Annotated in this window: 15 protein-coding genes; 11 read left to right on the top strand and 4 right to left on the bottom strand. The window is 46.7% G+C overall.

The features are described from left to right. The first annotated feature begins 254 nt into the window (after window positions 1-254). The 7 genes from QMK20_RS18400 to QMK20_RS18370 all read left to right on the top strand — a co-directional run bounded on the left by QMK20_RS18400 (window position 255) and on the right by QMK20_RS18370 (window position 8,472). Complete coding sequence (locus QMK20_RS18400) at window positions 255-482, top strand: hypothetical protein (RefSeq protein WP_283652759.1); 228 nt, start codon at window positions 255-257, stop codon at window positions 480-482. A 383-nt stretch (window positions 483-865) separates the two neighbouring features. Next, window positions 866-2,260 (top strand): TldD/PmbA family protein, encoded by a 1,395-nt coding sequence (locus tag QMK20_RS18395; RefSeq protein ID WP_283652758.1) that lies wholly within the window; start codon window positions 866-868, stop codon window positions 2,258-2,260. Between the two features lie 3 nt (window positions 2,261-2,263). Continuing rightward, window positions 2,264-3,607 carry a TldD/PmbA family protein gene (locus QMK20_RS18390; RefSeq protein WP_283652757.1) on the top strand — a complete coding sequence of 448 codons (1,344 nt, stop codon included), beginning with the start codon at window positions 2,264-2,266 and terminating at the stop codon, window positions 3,605-3,607. A gap of 217 nt (window positions 3,608-3,824) precedes the next feature. Then, window positions 3,825-5,216 (top strand): threonine synthase, encoded by a 1,392-nt coding sequence (gene thrC, locus QMK20_RS18385; protein WP_283652756.1) that lies wholly within the window; start codon window positions 3,825-3,827, stop codon window positions 5,214-5,216. Window positions 5,217-5,666: 450 nt separating this feature from the next. After that, window positions 5,667-7,043, top strand: coding sequence for an NADP-specific glutamate dehydrogenase (gene gdhA, locus QMK20_RS18380; protein ID WP_283652755.1), 1,377 nt, complete (start codon window positions 5,667-5,669; stop codon window positions 7,041-7,043). A 275-nt stretch (window positions 7,044-7,318) separates the two neighbouring features. Beyond that, on the top strand, window positions 7,319-7,774 hold the full coding sequence (locus QMK20_RS18375; protein WP_283656306.1) for a MarR family winged helix-turn-helix transcriptional regulator: 456 nt from the start codon (window positions 7,319-7,321) through the stop codon (window positions 7,772-7,774). A gap of 44 nt (window positions 7,775-7,818) precedes the next feature. Continuing rightward, window positions 7,819-8,472 carry a nitroreductase family protein gene (locus tag QMK20_RS18370; protein WP_283652754.1) on the top strand — a complete coding sequence of 218 codons (654 nt, stop codon included), beginning with the start codon at window positions 7,819-7,821 and terminating at the stop codon, window positions 8,470-8,472. A 129-nt stretch (window positions 8,473-8,601) separates the two neighbouring features. Here the strand turns inward: QMK20_RS18370 and QMK20_RS18365 are convergent, their stop codons facing one another. From QMK20_RS18365 to QMK20_RS18355, 3 genes are all read right to left on the bottom strand, one after another. Further along, window positions 8,602-9,744, bottom strand: a complete 1,143-nt coding sequence (locus tag QMK20_RS18365) for a VanZ family protein (RefSeq protein WP_283652753.1) — start codon at window positions 9,742-9,744, stop codon at window positions 8,602-8,604. Window positions 9,745-9,751: 7 nt separating this feature from the next. Beyond that, the gene (locus tag QMK20_RS18360; protein ID WP_283652752.1) at window positions 9,752-11,095 is read right to left on the bottom strand and encodes an amino acid permease; all 1,344 of its coding nucleotides are present in this window, start codon (window positions 11,093-11,095) and stop codon (window positions 9,752-9,754) included. 305 nt (window positions 11,096-11,400) lie between these two features. After that, on the bottom strand, window positions 11,401-12,672 hold the full coding sequence (locus QMK20_RS18355) for a VWA domain-containing protein (protein WP_283652751.1): 1,272 nt from the start codon (window positions 12,670-12,672) through the stop codon (window positions 11,401-11,403). Window positions 12,673-12,853: 181 nt separating this feature from the next. Between QMK20_RS18355 and QMK20_RS18350 the strand changes: the two genes are divergently transcribed. Next, window positions 12,854-14,851 (top strand): AraC family transcriptional regulator, encoded by a 1,998-nt coding sequence (locus tag QMK20_RS18350; RefSeq protein WP_283652750.1) that lies wholly within the window; start codon window positions 12,854-12,856, stop codon window positions 14,849-14,851. Window positions 14,852-15,015: 164 nt separating this feature from the next. Here the strand turns inward: QMK20_RS18350 and QMK20_RS18345 are convergent, their stop codons facing one another. Further along, window positions 15,016-16,068, bottom strand: coding sequence for a 2,3-butanediol dehydrogenase (locus tag QMK20_RS18345; protein WP_283652749.1), 1,053 nt, complete (start codon window positions 16,066-16,068; stop codon window positions 15,016-15,018). A 339-nt stretch (window positions 16,069-16,407) separates the two neighbouring features. Here QMK20_RS18345 and QMK20_RS18340 point away from each other — a divergent pair, with 339 nt between their 5' ends. The 3 genes from QMK20_RS18340 to QMK20_RS18330 all read left to right on the top strand — a co-directional run bounded on the left by QMK20_RS18340 (window position 16,408) and on the right by QMK20_RS18330 (window position 19,298). After that, window positions 16,408-17,442 carry a LacI family DNA-binding transcriptional regulator gene (locus tag QMK20_RS18340; protein ID WP_283652748.1) on the top strand — a complete coding sequence of 345 codons (1,035 nt, stop codon included), beginning with the start codon at window positions 16,408-16,410 and terminating at the stop codon, window positions 17,440-17,442. Window positions 17,443-17,762: 320 nt separating this feature from the next. Continuing rightward, window positions 17,763-18,041 carry an ArsR/SmtB family transcription factor gene (locus QMK20_RS18335; RefSeq protein ID WP_283652747.1) on the top strand — a complete coding sequence of 93 codons (279 nt, stop codon included), beginning with the start codon at window positions 17,763-17,765 and terminating at the stop codon, window positions 18,039-18,041. Between the two features lie 84 nt (window positions 18,042-18,125). Next, window positions 18,126-19,298: an MFS transporter gene (locus tag QMK20_RS18330; protein ID WP_283652746.1), complete on the top strand. Its 1,173-nt coding sequence runs from the start codon at window positions 18,126-18,128 to the stop codon at window positions 19,296-19,298. Window positions 19,299-19,446 lie beyond the last annotated feature (148 nt).

Below are 19,446 nucleotides of genomic sequence, written 5' to 3'. Positions count from 1 at the left end.
TTATAGGTAATATATATAATAAAAAGGAATATATCCCTTTCACTGTCTCGACACATGTGGAGTGTATTGCATGTTTGCTATACAAGGGTTTAGAGTATCATAAGTTTATTTTAATGTCTTCCGATATTTTTCGGCCTACATCTTCCAGAATTAATTCATCTAGGTCACTATTATTTTCCTACCATTGCTACGTATCCACGTACCACATCTAGTACCATCCTTTGCTACACTGCTTATATAAAGGAGATGATAACTTGGATACTCAACCGAAACAGCCAAAGAGCGAGGAACATACGAAGCCATCCGAAAATACGGCTGATCAATATGAAAGCTTGGTGCAGCAGGAAGACGAACACATAGAGAGACTTAAAACTTGCACAAAGCTCATTTTGGATGCGCTGGCTATTATTTCGCAGAAAGCGAGCGTACTGCACATGGAAACGGTCAAAGAAGCGGAGCGTTCGGCTGAAAGCTTTCCGTAGGAAAACTGCTTCGTAAGCATAAACCTTCACCGGATTTTTACCGTTAAAATATAATAAAAAACCTGGGGGCAACAGCGATCGAAAGAATGATCCGTCCACGTAGCGGCCTTAGATGCACATACTTTCTCAATCCAGCCCGTAATCAAAATGCGTCAAATAACCCGATATGACCCTTCACGGTCTAATCGGGTTTTCCCATTATCCCTCTCCCGATCCCCGCGCATAGATCTTCACGCCCCTCCCAACGCCGACACCCAGATAGTTACACCCACTCCCAACATCATGTATAGTAAAGTTATGGGAAATGAACATGAACCCGCAGACCACTATGCTTAACCGTACTATTTCTATAATGCAAAAATGCAAAAACGAGGAGGAACGTGATGATACATCCAACACAGATTCAGGATATGCTGCAAGCCGCGCTGGAGACGGGCGGAGATTTTGCAGAGGTGTTCGTCGAGGACCGCACCAATGGACAATTAGGTATGACCGGGGGAGTCGTCGATACGGCGCTGTCAGGCCGGGATTTCGGGATTGGTATTCGGATCATGAAGGAACATTTTTCGGTGTACGCCTACACCAGTGACATGAGCCAGCAGAGCCTGATTCGACTGGCCAAATCGGCTGCCAAGGCCATTCGCGGGGGTGGAGCGTCAGGTACACAACCGATCACACTCCATCCCCACGCGATCCTTAATCACCATCCGATTGCTATCATTCCCGACGGCTCACAGAAACGCGCCAAGATCGACATGATGAGACGTGCGCATGAGGCGGCAAGCCAATACGATCCTTCTATCACGCAAACCTCCATTGGGATTAGCAACTCGTTCCAGAACGTGCTGATCGCCAATAGCAACGGACTGCTGGTGGAGGATACCCGCACGTATACTCGGATGAGAATAAGCGCCATTGCGACCGCTGGGGAGCATAGACAATCCGGTTTTCGCGGGCCGGGAGCTTATGCGGGGACTGAATTCCTGGAGAATCTGAATATCGAAGAAAATGCGAGAGATGCGGCCCGTATTGCTACCATAATGGTAACAGCAGGATATGCGCCTAGCGGCAGACTGCCCGTGGTGATTGAGAACGGCTTCGGTGGTGTTCTTTTTCACGAGGCGTGTGGTCACGGGCTGGAATCTACGGCGGTGGCACATGGAACTTCCGTGTTTGCGAATAAGATCGGGCAGCAGGTGGCTTCGCCGCTCGTCACGGCTGTGGATGACGGAACCATTCAGAACGCGTGGGGATCGCTCAATATAGATGATGAAGGAGCGCCGACACAGCGCAACGTACTGATTGAGAACGGTATTTTAAAAGGATATCTGATCGACCGCATGGGCTCGCGCCAGATGGGTGTACCTGCGACAGGATCGGGACGAAGACAGTCCTATAAATTCGCGCCTGCTTCCCGCATGAATAATACGTTTATTGCTAACGGAGATTCGACCCGTGAAGAGATCATTGCGAATACGGAGTACGGGATCTATGCCAAATCGCTGGGCGGCGGTTCAGTGAACACCTCGACGAGCGAGTTCAATTTTGCGGTCGAAGAGGCGTACATGATTCGCAACGGCAAGATTGCCGAGCCGGTCAAAGGCGCAACGCTGATCGGAAAAGGGATTGAAACACTCCAAAATATTGATATGGTCGGTAACAATCTGGATCATGGTCAGGGGATGTGCGGCTCGGTCAGCGGAAGTCTTCCGGTCAACTGCGGACAGCCGACGATTCGAGTGTCCGAAATGACCGTCGGCGGACGGAAGGGGGAATAGGCGATGAATATTCAGCAATTTCAGGAAGCGTTGTTCACGAAAGGTCGGGAAATCGGCTACGCGGATATGGAAATCTACTATGTAAATGGACGTTCTACCTCGGTAAAGGTACTGAAGGGAGAAATTGAACAATATACAATCGTTGAGAATGGCGGACTTTCCTTCCGGGGCGTCATGAACGGGAAAATGGGCTATGCCTCTACGGAGAAGCTGGAGCCGGACGTGATCAACTTTTTATTGGAGGAAGCACGCAGCAACGCGGACATATTGGAGAGCGAGGAACAGGATGAACTGTTCGAAGGCTCTGCAAGCTATCCCGAGCAGGCTGCCCATGCCGCCGCGTTAGCTGACACGGCTCCTGAAATTCTCATTGAGGCTGCAATGGAGATGGAGCGTACAGCGCTTGCCGCAGATCCACGGATTGTAATGGCTCGACATTGCTCGGTCAGCATTCGTGAAAATGAAGTCCTGATTGTGAACACGAAGGGGCTGCACTGTCATCGCCGCAAAAGTCTGGCGACCGCTTATGTCTACGTGATTGCCAAAGAAAATGACGAGACGGTTACCAGGGGCTGGCATGATTATTCCCTGCGGAGTGTGGAAGAAATCAATATTGCAGATGTGGCGCATAAAGCCGTAAAAGAGGCTGTTTCCAAGCTGGGTGCGCACACGATTCAATCGGATAACTATCCCGTCATTTTCCGTCATGATGCAGCAGCGCAATTGCTGGCTGCGTATACGTCGGTATTTTCAGCGGAGTCAGTGGATAAAGGCTTCTCACGTTTAGCAGGGAAATTAGGGGAAAAGGTGGCAAACACCAAGCTCACGCTGGTGGATGATCCGCTGATGGAAAATGTTCCGGCAGGTAGCACATTCGATGCTGAAGGTAGTGCTACACGTCGCAACGAGATTATCAAGGACGGGGTACTACGGACATACTTCCATAACCGCAAGACAGCCCGCAAAGCCGGAGTACAAAGTACCTCCAATGCTTCTAAAGGCGGCTACAACGGTAAAATCGGCGTCTCTTATCATAATCTGTATGTGGCTCCCGGTTCTTCTACCTTGGAGGACATGATTCGCAAGATGGATCGCGGGGTGATGATTGTGGAGCTGCAAGGATTGCATGCAGGTACGAATACGGCGTCTGGTAATTTTTCGCTGGCTTGTCTGGGATACTTGATTGAGCAGGGGAAAGTGGTCAGAGCAGTCAATCAAATTACCGTATCGGGCAACTTCTTTGACGTGCTGCAGCAGGTAGAGGAAGTTGGCAACGATTTGCGTTTTACGGGAAGCTGCACTTCACCTTCGCTCAAGCTGGCTGCACTCTCGATTTCAGGGTCATAATCACAGGAGCAACCTCCTCTTTTTCCATACTCACAGCCTGTTACTGATGCCCCGATTGCCTGCGGATTACAGGTGTTTGGGACATCGGGGTATGGTAAAGTAGGAGAAAGTTCTTAAAATATTTAAAAAGGGCTTGGTTACAGCACCGCGACAGGGTATTATAGACAATAATATATTCGACAAAAATTTCGAATTGAATTTTTATTGGGGGATGGATATGAGATATATAAGCACTAGAGGTGGAGTAGAAGCCAAAGGATTTATTGATACCGTGCTCATGGGGTTAGCTGATGATGGTGGCCTGATGGTACCGGAGCAAATTCCGGTGGTGTCGGCAGCTACGCTGGAGCAATGGGCAACATTGAGCTACAGAGAGCTGCTGCTGGAAGTTTTTGCGCTGTATATCAATGATGAAATTCCTCGTGAAGATTTGGAGCAACTGGTGGAGCGTAGCTATGCGAGCTTCCGTCATCCCGAAGTCACGCCAGTGAAGAAGATCAACGATTCTCTATATATTTTGGAGCTGTTCCACGGGCCTACGTTCGCGTTCAAGGATGTGGCGCTGCAATTTATGGGTGAATTTTATTCCTACGTGTCCAAGAAACAGAATGAGATCATTCACATTTTGGGCGCAACCTCGGGCGATACCGGGGCGGCAGCGATTCAGGGCGTGCGTGGCAAGGAAGGCATTAAAATCTGTATTTTGCACCCACACCAAAAGGTGAGCAAGGTACAAGAGCTGCAAATGACGACCGTTGATGATAAAAATGTACTAAACCTGTCCGTAAAAGGGAACTTTGACGATTGTCAGAAGGTCATTAAGGACCTGTTTGCCGATCTGGATTTCAAAGGTAAACATCATCTGCGGGCGATTAACTCGATCAACTTTGTGCGTATTTTGGCGCAAACTGTATATTACTTCTATGCTTATTTCCGGGCACAGGAGACTGCGGGTACGAAAAAAATCAATATCAGCGTGCCATCTGGCAACTTTGGCAATATCTTTTCCGGCTTTCTCGCGAAGAAAATGGGCTTGCCGATTCATAAGCTGATCATTGCGACGAATGAAAATAATATTTTGGAGCGCTTCGTGAAGACCGGCGAATACAAACCAGGCGGCTTCAAAAGCACGTATAGTCCTTCCATGGACATTCAGGTGGCGAGCAATTTCGAAAGATATCTGTACTATTTCCTTGGAGAAGATGCAGCGAAGGTCACTGAATACATGAATACCCTCAAAACCGAAGGACGGATTGTGATCAGTGCGGAAGATTTAAAACGCGTACAGCAGGATTTTGAAGCCCTGGGCGCTTCGAACGAAAAGTGTCTGGAACTGATTAGCAAATACAAAGCCGAATATGACTATTTGCTGGACCCGCATACGGCTTGCGGTATCGCCGCGTATGAGGCGTATAATGGCGAGGGAGAAGTATGTGTGACCTTTGCAACAGCGCACCCGGCCAAATTCGATGAAGCGATCCGTCTGGTGGACATTAAGCAGGAGTTCCCAGCGCAGATTGAGCAATTGTTCTCTAAATCGCAGCAACAGCAGGTGGTAGAGCATGACGAAGCGGAAATTGTACGTCAGCTTGAAGCCTTCTATGTGTAGAAGACAATCACGCTAAGAACGGGTGCCAGGACATCATGATACGATTGAACCCCAAGAAGGCTATGCTCCGTGTGTAGCCTTCTTTTAATTATTTTCATACTTTTGGATAAACTATCCATGTAACGTCCATTCTGGATTATAGATGTAAATCTCATTTTGTTCACATTATTGTACCATGTGGAGTAAGGTATAAATACCTCGTTTCATCGTAAAAATCCCCGTAGAACAAAGGATTTTGGCTTGGTAATATGACAAGAAATGATAGATTCATAGAGATATTTGATGAAGGGGCCAAAATTTTTTTATGAGCAAATTAGATGTATTTTTATAAAAAATCATGTATAGTTAACTAAATTTTATGAATACATAAAACCCTACTCTCAAGAACACGGAATAAATCCGTTCCGTTCTCTAGTAGAGGAGTTAAATATAAAGGAGTGTTTTAGAAAAGTGACCATTATCCGTTCAGAGCAGAGTCAACAGGCAGCAGCCGAATATGTGCAGTCCGTTTTTGAGAAGGTTATCGCGCGCAATCCTCATGAGAATGAATTTCATCAAGCCGTCAAGGAAATATTGGATTCGCTGGTTCCGGTACTGGCCAAGCATCCCAAGTATATGCAGCAGGGGCTTTTGGAACGGCTTGTGGAGCCGGAACGGGTCATTACCTTCCGTGTGCCTTGGGTAGACGACGCAGGGAACGTACAGGTCAATCGTGGCTTCCGGGTGCAATTTAATAGTGCCATCGGTCCTTATAAAGGCGGAATCCGTTTTCATCCGTCGGTGTATCTGGGAATTGTCAAATTTTTGGGCTTTGAGCAAATTTTCAAAAATGCGCTGACAGGTCTTCCAATTGGCGGCGGCAAAGGCGGCTCCGATTTTGATCCCAAAGGGAAGTCAGATAACGAAGTTATGCGCTTTACACAAAGCTTCATGACCGAGCTGTACAAATATATTGGCCCGGATACCGATGTTCCGGCAGGGGATATTGGTGTAGGCGGGCGTGAGATTGGTTACATGTTCGGGCAGTACAAACGGATTCGCGGGGGACATGAAGGTGGCGTCCTCACAGGTAAAGGAATTCATTACGGGGGCAGTCTTACACGTACAGAAGCGACTGGATATGGTTGCGTGTATTTTGTAAATGAAATGCTGTATGCTCAAGGCTCATCCTTTGAGGGTAAACGTGTGGTCGTGTCGGGTTCGGGGAATGTATCCATTTATGCGATTGAAAAAGCACAGCAGCTTGGCGCTACAGTCGTTGCCTGTAGTGACTCGAATGGCTACATCTATGATCCGGACGGCATTGATCTGAATCTGGTGAAGCAGCTTAAAGAAGCCAATCGTCTGCGCATTAGCGAGTATACCAAAGAGCGTCCAGGCGCAATTTATACGGAGGGCTGTTCCGGTATCTGGTCGATTCCATGCGATATCGCACTGCCGTGTGCCACACAGAACGAAATTGACGAACAAGCAGCACAATTGCTGGTAAGTAATGGCGTAAAAGCTGTGGGTGAAGGTGCGAATATGCCATCCACGCTGCAGGCTATTGAAGTATTTTTGGGCAATGGGGTTCTGTTTGGACCAGCCAAAGCGGCCAATGCAGGCGGGGTTGCGGTTTCTGCGCTCGAAATGTCACAGAACAGCATGCGCCTGTCATGGACCTTCGAGGAAGTGGACACCAAGCTGCATGATATTATGAAGAATATTTATGCGAACAGCGTGAAGGCGGCTGAGGAATACGGCGTGCCTGGGAATCTGGTTGTAGGGGCGAACATCGCCGGATTTGTCCGTGTGGCTGACGCTATGCTGTCTCACGGGATCATTTAATCGGGGATAATACAAACGGGCTGGAGAGGGCAAGAAAGCTGTACAGCGTTGTCTGTATGGCTCTCCTGATCTGCTATCGTATGAATGTAGTTTATACGTGATCTCATAAGTAGTTATACAAGAAGAAGCTGGGTGCCCTTGCAGGGGTGCTCAGCTTTTATTTGATAGGGTCACTTTATTTTTCACAGGGTCTTGATTTATTTTTAAAGAAGATGTATATTACTTGATGGATCAATAATTGATGGATCAAAGGTTGGATCGTCATGCCCAGTGACATGCTTAAGGGAGGAGAGATTACGATCACCCAGACATCACCCGAGGCTGACTATATTTTTGACGCGCTATTGCTGTTGAACAAGCAGATTAGCTCCAAGTTTGAGCGTTGTGCAGGAATCAGCGCATCCAGATTACAGCTGTTGTGCAAGTTGTATCAGGTGAAGGAGATTAGTCAAACCTTGCTGCAAAAAGAGGTTGGCATCGACGGTGCAGCCGTAACCCGCCATTTGAAGCAGCTTGAACTGGCAGCCATGGTCACACGACGCACCAAGCCGGAGGACAACAGGGTTACGCTGGTTAGCCTGTCCGATTTTGGACGTGAGCGTATTATTACCTTTAGACAGGAACGCTCGCAGTTTGTGGCCCGGCTGCTCCAAAGCTTCGACGAGGCCCAGCGACACCAATTAGCCGATATGCTGCAAGTTATGAATGGTCATATGTCCGAGATGGACTGACCCCAATTATATTACACCCATAGGGGAAATAAGGAGAGATTTGAATGAGTAATACGAACCCATCCAATATCGTTAAAACAAATGATTTTAAAGAAATCACACTGGGTCGCCGTTCTGTCAAAGTATACGATCCGTCCGTGAAAATCAGCCGCGAGGAAATGACAGAGATTCTGACTGAAGCGACACGCGCTCCATCGTCCATTAACCTACAACCTTGGCGTTTTCTTGTGATTGACAGCCCGGAAGGTAAAGCAACCTTGGCACCGCTCGCCAGCTTTAATCAACGTCAAGTCGAGACATCTTCGGCAGTTATTGCCGTGTTCGGAGATTTGGACAACTTTGAAAATTTCGAGCAAATTTTCGGAGAAGCTGTAGAATTGGGCTATATGCCAAAAGATATTAAAGAAATGCAGCAGGAGAAAGTGGCAGCCCATTTTGCAGCGCTTGATCCAGTCGTGAACAAAGAAACCGTCCTGATCGACGGTGGTCTGGTATCCATGCAGTTGATGCTGGTGGCACGTGCTCACGGTTACGATACGAATCCAATCGGTGGATATGACAAGAGCAGAATCGCTGAAGCCTTTGGTCTTGATAAAGATCGTTATGTACCTGTAATGCTCATTTCCATAGGTAAAGGAACCAATGAAGGCCATCCATCCACTCGTCTGCCGATTGACCAAATCGCACAGTGGAAATAATAGAAACGAATTAATACCTATATATAAAAAAAACAGGCGGACAAAGGAACAATCCTTTGCTTCGCCTGTTTTTGTGCTGCTGGAGTGCAATAAAACTTATTTTAATCCTATGATCATCGAGTTCTCGTATTAACTTTCCGACACATCGGCAGGGTCAACAGGGTCAGGCAGAGGGCTGTGAAGTCGCTTGGGCCATGTAATTCGGTGGGTAGTATGGCTAAGCTCCTCATAAAATAACAGGTCTTTCCTGAACAGACGTATAACCAGATGGAAAAAGAACCACGTATTGATGACCAACAATATCAGGCTGATCAGAACACTCGCCCATGGAGGGACTTGAGGCCAAAACACGGGTCCACCCAGTACGTAATTAATGCCAAAATACACCCAGTACAAGAGGCTGTAGCGCTTCATGAGCTCCCACAGGGAAATACGTTTTCCTGTCCCCGCAAGATGTATCCGCACCAGCCATTTACCCGGGGTTCGTCCATTCGTCAGGTAAGGAATCAGCACGAAGTATACTCCACTGGATACCCAGAAGGCGGCGGGTACACGGAGGTATTCCATAACACCAAGCAAACCTGCCCAGATAATGGAATCCACGAAAAAGGCTACGCCCCGTCTGGTATAGGATACCCGCTTGGTTGTGATGTCCAAATGCTTGTCCAGATGCTCCAGACGCGGGAGAAAACGCGAAAACCACTCGCCCAAAAGAAAGCCCAGCATGCCGCCCAATGTATTTGCCATCAGATCGTCCACATCGAACACACGATACGCATGGTCAAAAAATCCGTACAGTCCTGTTAGCTGCGTCACCTCAAAGAAGAGGGAAAGGCCAAAGGACAGGACCAGACACCATCCCCACCGTGCACGGAAATAATAACGTAAGAACATACCGAAAGGCGCAGTCATAAGAACGTTAAAAACGACCTGGAGAAAAGCGCGTTCCTTCAGCAAATGCAGATAGCTGGAGGGTTGGGAGGGAGAGAGGGATGTCTCCCTTATAATGTCGTGAATAAACTGTAAGGGCATTAGCTGCAATGCGCCTCCGGTTAACGCCGTATTATGACGCGATGCCGGAAGTGGCAAAATTACCAGAAAGAAAGCATTCATCAAGTATAAAAGCAACAGGTAAAGCAGCAATGCTCTCGTTTTATGGATATAACCATGCCTGCGGTACTGTACGATTAGAAAAGGCAGCGTAAACAGCAACGCGGCAAAAGGAAAGGCAAGAAAGGCGTAAGAAACAGGAAATAAATACGCTTGAATCATGAGCTGCTTACGCCTGCTTTCCCCGGAACTTCACCAAAGACCAGATAATCAGGAACGCCATGAAAGCCACGCATACGCTGATACTGATCCGATTTTGCGGATCAAGCAAGAACAGGAATGCAATCACCCACAGGCATCCGACAGTTAACGCTGTGATATAAGGAAATCCCCATATTTTGAAGCTTGGCTCTATCGGGTAAGATTTGCGCAGCTTTAACTGGGACAGGCAAATACAGCTCCAGACAAGCAAAACGACAAAGCCCGGTACTGCCATCAGAATACGGAACAGTCCGTCTTGAGCGATATAAGCGACCATCGAACCGACAATCAGGATCACGGCACACCATTTGAGACTATTCACCGGAACCCCATTCGAGGATACCCGGGCGAGTGATTTAGGACCTTCTCCGTTGACTGCTAGCGAATGCAGCATGCGTGTAGCCCCGTAAATCCCCGAATTGGCGGCAGACAGTACGGCGGTAATCAAAATGAAGTTCATGACATGGGCCGAGCCTTGAAGTCCTGCCGAAGACAGCACCTGTACGAACGGGCTGGTATTCGCATCCAGCTGATTCCAGGGAATCAAGCCGCAAATGATGAGAATCGGCAGCGTATAGAACAACACAACGCGAAAAATAAAGCTTTTAACCACCTTGGGAAGTACCTTTTCCGGATTCTCTGTTTCTGTTAACGTCAGGCCAATCAGCTCAGAGCCTCCGTAGGAAAAGGTAACCACCAGCAGCGCTGAGAAAATAGCCAGCCAGCCATTGGGGAGAAATCCGCCATGCTGTAAGTAATTGCTCAGATAAGGCGGAGTTTCAGTTGGGATAATGCCGAACAGGATACAGCCACCCAATGCAATAAAGATGATAATCATGGCAATTTTAATACCCGCAAGCCAAAATTCCAGTTCCCCGAAACCGCCGACACTCAGCATGTTGACCACAATAATGAAGGCTGCACTCGCTAAACTGAGTACCCATAGGGGAACGTCCGGTAACCAGTATTGCAGGAAGCTTCCCGCTGCGATAACCTCAATGATACAGACGGCCAGCCACATGAAGCAATACAACCAGCCGATGATAAAGGAAAGCCGTTCTCCAAAAGCTTTGCGAATAAAATCCTTCATATTCATGTTGGGATAGACGGTAGCCATCTCGGCAATCGCGCCCATGACGACCAGGAGTAGAAGTCCCGCGAAGACATAGGATAAAATAACTCCAGGCCCCGCCAAGCTGATCGTTTCGGTACTTCCTTTAAAAATGCCGGTACCGATAACTCCACCCATAGCCATAAAGGTAATATGCCTAGGGAGCAGCTTTTTGTGCAAAGTTGCTTCATTTGATTTCAATCCGAAATCCTCCTTCATCAAGTCGATCTTCAGCAAGCCCAAACAGGGTTGCTTCAATTAGATTTATACTACATGAAAATATCCAATTAGGAAATGAAAGAAATAGGATTTGGCAAGGAATTAACCATATATTATTCTACGATGACTAAAATGGGAGGGATACTGATGAGAAATGTGTAGAAGAGCAGTTTAGAGGCAGAATGATGGTGCTGACGATTGATTTGTCTGCGGTCATTCTGCCTTTTATTACTACTCTCAGCGGATATTTAAGTGATCATGCAGGGGTATCGCATTGTGGTGAAGGATTAGCTGCGCAATATTCCTTTGGCCCGCACTTGCTTAAGCCAACCAGGAAATTCGTTTAGCAGACGGTCGTACAATTCTGCGTCTGTCACGGAGTCGATGTCATCCAAGGCAAAAAAATCTGCATTATCCACTACGCGACCGCGCAGATCATCCAACTTTTGAAGGACTCCATAATCGGCATTACCGAGTCCGACGAATTGCCAGAAAATCGGAACTTTCGAGTACTTGATCAGCAACTTTGATATTTTTTTCGTTTCATACACGCCGCCATCACTGAAAAAGATAATGTAGGTTGGGATTGTTTCATTAGGTACTTCTTTTGTATATTTTAAAATGATATCCGTCATCACTTCAGGCTCATTGTTACCTATTCCTATTTTCCCATATCCAGGTTCTGGGAAAGTTCGTTTTACGTAATTCTCGTAATTCCGTTCCGTGACGCTTGGAGCGCGTTGGGCTTTGTCTGCAAAAAACCATACGTCCATTTCACCGTCATCATCCATGCAGGCGGCTACAGCCAACACACGTTCGAAGGCTTTTTGCACGGTTCCCAGTGAGTACAGCTTCCCCATGGAACCAGAAGCGTCTAATACAACCGCTACTCGTGCCTTTTCACGGTCTATCTGTTTCTTTTTCAGTGAAATTTGCACACTCTGCTTAAGTAAATTAATTTTTCCGCTACCGGGAAAGGAAGCATTCGCCTCCGCTTTGGCATTCACAGTATTCGTCGGCGCTGCTGACGGCTCCTCTTCTTCCACGGTGACGCCATGAGCCTCGGCAAGCGGTTTCAGGCCCCCGTTGAAGCCACGTCCAACTGCGCGAAGTTTGAAGCCTGACGTATGGCGGTATATTTCAGCGAATACGAGGGACGTTTCTTTGGTGGCCTCGGTAATGCTATAGGCGATATGTACCTGCCTGCCCTGAACGGTCAATGTGCAGCCAATCACATCGGCAAAAGTACCTGGACCATCCAGAGTGGCGGCAAATACACATTTATCAACTCCAGTTCCTTGCAAAGCCCTTAAGGCTACAGTGAATTCAGCAGTTTTGTCATTCGGACGCTGTAACCGTACATGGTCATGCGGATCAGCTGGTTGATTGTAAAAAATGAAATAGTCATCCGAAGCGACTTTACCATCTTGGCCTACCATAAAACAGCTAACATCCAGCTCGGCTGGCGCATGCTCCCATGTAATTGTGATCCGTACTGTATCCTCCTTACCTAAAGGTGCATTAGCTCCTGTACTTAATACCATTTTTGAACCATTCATGCTGTCTACCTCCTATGTATTTCAAAATCGTTATATTTATACAAATTGTACCATGGAAATCGTTTATTCGCCTTATTTCGAGCAGGAATTTTTGTCTCATGGTAGACATAGTAGAAGATGATATATAATGAGGTTGGTTTTGAAAAATAGGATGGTATTTATGAAGCGGAGGCTTTGACAAGTGAAGCAGGAACGGAAAAAGCGGACAGGTTCCCAAACCGGGACGGGCAAGAAGCATGAGGCTGATGAGCTGAACAAGCTGCTTTCCGCATGGCTCCATTCGTCGATCCGTGTTATGGATGTCCGACATATTCGGCTGGAGCGGGAAGAGCGGCTTCAACCGTATCGTCTTCCGGCGCAGGCTTTCGTATTTGTGTTACAGGGAAGTGTACGCTTGCCTACTAAGGATCAGGATGATATAAGACATTCATGGTACGTGCTGCATGGCAGCAAAGGCCTGGAACTGAATATGACAGCCTCGGAACGAGGGATCGAATATATTCTTGTACTATATAAAGTGGCTTCTCTATCCGGACATACGGTGTATAACCTTGCCCCTGTAGCTCATGGCTTTGTGCCGCCGTATCCGGTTATGTTGTATCAAAAGCTGCAACTGCTGGAGCAGGCATGGTATGATAAGGATACGTTGTCCAGGTTGCAGGCTCAGGGCAGGTTCTATGATTTTGCATATGAATATATGCGGCAATGGCAGGAGCAGAAGACTCGAATGCCTTCACGGGATATGGTGACACAGGCGATTCGATTTATGCAGGTACATTATGCGGAGTCCATAACGCTGGAACGATTGGCTAGATTGTTGGAATGCAGTCCAAGGCACTTGACCCGGTTATTTAAAAAACAAACAGATTGCAGTCCGATTATGTTTCTGATCCGGCTGCGAATGGACAAGGCGAAGGAGCTACTGCGGAAGACAGATGGCACTTTACAGGATATCGCTGCCAGTGTGGGGTACCCGGATGTCTATTTCTTTAGCCGGGCATTCAAAAAATATACTGGCGTATCCCCGGTTCATTACCGGGACAGCTTATATTCATCTGCTTTTGTGAGAGATATAGGTCTGGATAATCCATTAAGCCTGTCCGAATGTTCCATTGATTCGATAAGTGGCGCCCTGCATACTGGTATTGAGGATAATAATCATTATCAAAATTACGATGAAGGGATTTTACGAATGAATAGAAACGCAAGGCATTCCATGGCATTTATTTTATTGCTTAGTTTTATCCTGCTGGTCAGTGCGTGCTCGGGCACATCCAATCCTGCAGCGACGGACAGCACTGCACAAGGGAGCAACAATACATCGGCGGAACAGGCATCACAGGAGCGGGTGCTGAAGGATGTACTTGGGCATGAGGTGAAGGTTCCGGCTCAGCCTCAGCGTGTGATTGCTTCTTATCTGGAGGATCATTTGGTTGCACTGGGTGTTAAGCCTGTAGCTCAATGGTCGGTAGGTAAAAATTCGGTTCAAGGTTACCTGCAAAAAGAGCTGAAGGACGTTCCTACCATCGCCTCTGACCTTCCATTTGAAGCGGTCCTGAACTTTAAGCCGGATTTAATCATTATGGACAGTGCGAGTATGGTGGAGGGTGACAAATATAATCAATACTCTAAAATCGCTCCAACCTATGTCGTAGGCAGTAATCTGAACAACGATTGGCGGCAAGAGTTGCTGACCGTGGGTGAGGTGCTGAACAAGAGCAGTGAAGCGAAGCAGGCATTGAGCACTTATGACAAAAAAGCAGCAGAAGCTAAAGCCAAGCTGATCCAGACTGTTGGACAAAAAACCGCAGCAGCCTTGTGGGTAACGGATAAAAACGTGTATGTCGTGAACCAGCATTTATCCAGCGGTGATGTATTATATAAAGATTTGGGATTCAAGATTCCGCAAGTCGTACAGGAGATTTCCAAAACAGCCAAGGCGAATTGGAGCAACTTATCCCTGGAGAAACTGGCGAAGCTGGATGCGGATTATATTTTTATCGTGAACAGCAAAGGTGTAAGCAAGGACGAAATCATTAAAGATCCGGTCTGGGAAGGGATTTCGGCCGTAAAAGCAGGACATGTATACGATTTTGGGAAAGATTCCAGCTGGTTGTATACGGGGACCATCGCAAATGGACAAATGATTGATGATGTCCTGAAAAGTGTAACTCAATAATATGGATTGCAAACAAACAGCGCTACTCCACTTAACGGCAGATGCCGCAGAAGGGGAGCGCTGTTTGTTTTGTCTTTTTAACTTCGCATGTATTCTTGCCTTGCTGCCCGGTTTTATAATAAAAGATGCCTGCATATGGCAGACATCTGATTTTTCATTCTAAATTAGGCTTTTGGAGATACCAGGATTTTAACCTGATTTTTTTCTTTCAGCAGACCTTCAAAACCTTGCTCAATCACTTCTTCGAGCTTAATACGTTTGGTAACGAGCTTGTCAGCAGGGAAATATCCTTTTTCCATCAAGCTGATTACAGCCGGGAATACATCTCGGTAGCCGATAATGCCGGTCAGATTGCGTTCCTTCATGACAATATTGTTCGGTTTGATCGGAGCTTCTTTTTCAAAAATGCTGACGATCATGATTTGTCCGCTGATTTTAGTGGATTCAATAGCTTGAGCCAGCACAGGAGGTACTCCAGTGACTTCATAGGCTACATCTACGCCGCCGTTAGTCCGTTTGTGCAGCTCTTGCACAACATCATATGTTTTAGGATCAATCACGATAGCACCCAGCTCTTCAGCTTTAGCTTTACGTTCCTCGGAAAGCTCTACTGCATAAATCTCAGATGCTCCGGAAGCTTTCAAAGCTTCAATAACCAGCAATCCGATAGGACCAGCGCCAAATACTACGGCTTTGTCGCCGACTTTCAGCTGGCTTTGACGAACAGCGTACAAAGCAACGGCCGAAGGCTCTACCAAAGCGCCTTGCTCGAAAGACACACTTTCCGGAATTTTGTGTACCATATGCTCATCAGCTGCGACATATTCAGAAAATCCACCGCCGCCGCCTGCCAGACCGAGGAAGCCCAATTGATCGCAAAGGTTATAGCTGCCTTGTTTACATGCAGCACATTCTCCACACGCAAAAATCGGTTCTACGACAACACGGTCGCCAACCTGAATCTTGGTTACACCTTCACCGATTTCGACTACTTGTCCAGAGAATTCATGTCCCATTACGATAGGCGCTTTTTCTCCAGTCAAAGGATGAGTAGCATCTTGGGGAATGAAAATAGGTCCTGCTACATATTCATGAAGATCACTTCCGCAAATGCCGCACCATTCTACTTTGATTTTTACTTTTCCTGCCAGAGCAGCGGGCTGCTCAATGTTTTCCAAACGTAAATCTTTTACTCCATGCCATCTCAATGCTTGCATGTCTGTCATCTCCTTGACGAATATATGATCCTTAATTGCTATAAAAGCGAATGAATTAGGAAACGTTTCCGAAAAATAATATGTCACAATTTTTACACATTGTCAAACCAAATTCATACAAAAAGCACTTGATTTTTGTGTGAATATAATCACTTGTTACTACAGTGCTATATTTGGCTTATCGCTTTGAATAAAGAGATTTTATATTTTTTTTAGTGAAGCGGCGATGAGGAGAAAACTACTTCAATTTTTAGATACTCATTCTATGGTATAATATCAATATAGAGACTTTATTTTTGAAAGTCAGAAAACGATTCCGACCGTGAAAGGATTTTGGGTGTGCCAGATCAAAAAAAAGTAACCATAGAGGATGTAGCCAAGCGAGCAGGGGTCGGTATTGCGACTGTCTCCAGGGCTATTAACGATAGTGAGGGCATCAGCCCGAGAACGAAAGCATTGATTTTGCAAGTGATTGAAGAAATGGGCTTTACGCCCAACACCTCGGCTCAGAGCCTGAAGGTGCGTCAGACATTCCAAATTGCGCTGGCTGTGCCGGATATTCGTAATGCGATTATTCCCGAGATCGCTTGGTCTGTGGAGCAGGCCGCGAAGCAGCATGGTTACCGTGTCGTGCAAATTAATACCGCCGGGAACGCGAGAATGGAGCTTGAAACGGTACGTGAGGTCAAGAAGCTGCATGTGGACGGGCTAATTATTATGCCGCTGGCGTATCCCAAAATGCTGGTCGATCTGATCAACAAAGCCAGCGTTCCGGTGTCCATTATTAACTATGGTAAAAAGCTGGGCGAAGACGTCAAAGCCGATATCGTCAGCTTGGCCCGACAAGAGGGGCGGCTTGTGATGGAGCATTTGCTTAAAATCGGGAGAACGAGAATTGCCTACGCAGGCGCTGCGAAGGATAAAATCGAGGATAGATACTTCGCTTATGAGCAGTCTCTCCAGCATGTGGACCCTTCCCTTGTTTATTTTGGCGATGATTTCTCTTTTGAGACAGGGCTGCGTGCAGCCGATTATTTTTATAGCTTGAAGCACATGCCGGATGCCATTTATGCAGTTAACGATATGGTAGCGATAGGAATCGTCAACCGATTTAAGGCTTTGGGTGTAAAGGTGCCGGAAGAAGTTGCTGTGGTCGGCATTGATAACAATTTATGGGCTACGGTAACGACGCCGCAGATCAGCTCTGTTTCCATTATGGGAGAAGAGGTGGCACGATTGGCTGCGGAGCTGCTGCTCAAGCGGATTCAGGAGCAGACACCGGGCGATTACGAGCGTGTGCAATTCGAGCCTCGTCTGATCGTCAGGGAATCGAGCGTGTCCGTGATCCGCAAGCCTATGGTTGGACGTGATTGAGCAGAGAGATTTTTATTTTTTTTCTGTAAAAGGAATGTTAGGTCATGTCACAAAGTATCATGTCCGTTTCTGTAGCTTGTACTGCACTGCTGCTGGCCGCAACGCAATTGTGCTAGCATGGGCCTTCCATGTGACTTATCCTCCATCCCTTGTGAATGGGGGATTATTTTATGGTGTAATCAGAAAGATCGTATTTACGGCAGCGGAGTGTGAAAAAAGTAGGATTAAAAAAATAGTGGTTTACTTTCATAAACGTTTATGATAATTTTATTTCGACAAACATCGAAATTAAGACTGGAAGCAGAAGGGGGCTGAACAGGGTGAAAGATGCTACAGATATGCAGCAAGCTGTAAAAATATATAAAGCGCTTGGAGAACCGACTCGTCTCAAAATAGCATTTTTGCTGAAAGAGGAAAATGACCAGTGCTGCTCTGTTCTGGGTGAGAAGCTGAACAGTGTTGCAATTTCAACGTTATCGCATCACCTGAAGCAAATGGCAGAATCCGGACTGCTGACGTTCCGTAAAGAGGGAACCTTTATTTACTACAGCCTGGATGTTGAAGTAGCGAAGAAATATGCCCCATACCTGATGACATAATTTTTTTAGTTTTAATTTCGATATTTGTAAAAATATAAAAATATAAAAATATAAAAATATAATAGGAAAGAGGCGTTATATAAAATGCAGAGCACGTGGAAAGTATACATTTTGGCAATAATCAGTTTTTTGGTAGGCACGTCTGAATATATTATCTCAGGAATTCTGGATCAAATTGCAACTACAATGGGAATTACGGTGGCTGCCGCAGGTCAGTTAATTACAGTGTTCTCCCTTGCCTACGCGATTGGCACGCCGATTCTGATGGCAGTCACTGCTAAAATGGACAGACGTAAACTGCTCCTGTATTCCCTCGGATTGTTCGTAGTTGCCAATCTGCTCTCCTTTGTTTTGCCGGGTTTTGGCATGTTTATTGCCGCACGTATTCTCATGGCACTCGGGGCGGGGATGGTCGTGGTTACAGCACTGAGTATTGCAGCGAAAATTGCTCCAGCCGGGAAGCAGGCCAGCTCCATTGCTACGGTCACCATGGGTTTTACAGCCTCGCTAATTATCGGTATTCCGCTTGGCAGAATGATATCTTCGGCATATGGATGGAAAACCGTATTTGTCGGCATCGCTTTGGCAGGGATTATCGCCCTGATTGTTATCGCTATGACGATTCCCCGTATAAAAGGTGATAAACCCGTTCCCTTACTGCAACAGTTTTCTCTTCTAAAAAAGCCCGAAGTCGCTTTGGGATTAGGCATTACCTTCTTTTGGCTTGGGGGTTATTCCCTCGCGTATACCTATATCTCACCATACTTACTGGATGTATCAGGTGTAGGAGAGGATATGCTGAGCATCGTATTACTCGCCTTCGGGATTGCCAGTCTGATCGGGTCGAAAATCGGTGGATACAGTGCAGATAAAAAGGGCATTCCCTTTACGTTATTCGGAGGCATGGTGCTGCATATGATTTCGTTACTCTTACTTCCTTTTGCAGCTCACTCCCTGATCGCAGTATTCGCTTTACTGATCCTATGGTCGTTCGCAGCCTGGACATCGGGGCCGACTCAACAATATAATCTGGTCACTCTTGTACCAGAGTCTTCTGGCGTGATGCTGAGTCTTAATCAGTCTACGATGCAGCTTGCAATGGCAGCTGGAGCCGGAATTGGTGGCGTGGTTGTAGGTCAGGTTTCGCTGGCTTCTATCACCTGGTTTGGAGCAGCAGGGGTCGCTATCGCCATTGTGGCTACGTATTTGCTCTCACGGAGATCCTCAGTTCAAACGCAAGTGAGTGTTACGGAATAAGGTTTATTGGTAAGTAGAAAAGAGGGGACCCGGCCATGGAGGTGGTTTGGAGGCCCTCTTTGACTTAGCAGTAATTTTACCACCCTCGATAAATCCTTATAAACTTGATTGGATGAAGGCTGCAAACAGTTAGTGAGAAAGCTTGTTG

The sequence above is a fragment of the Paenibacillus sp. RC334 genome (genome assembly GCF_030034735.1).
In the GTDB taxonomy this organism is placed as follows: Bacteria; Bacillota; Bacilli; order Paenibacillales; family Paenibacillaceae; genus Paenibacillus; species Paenibacillus terrae_A.
This window is presented reverse-complemented; position numbering and strand designations above follow the sequence as displayed.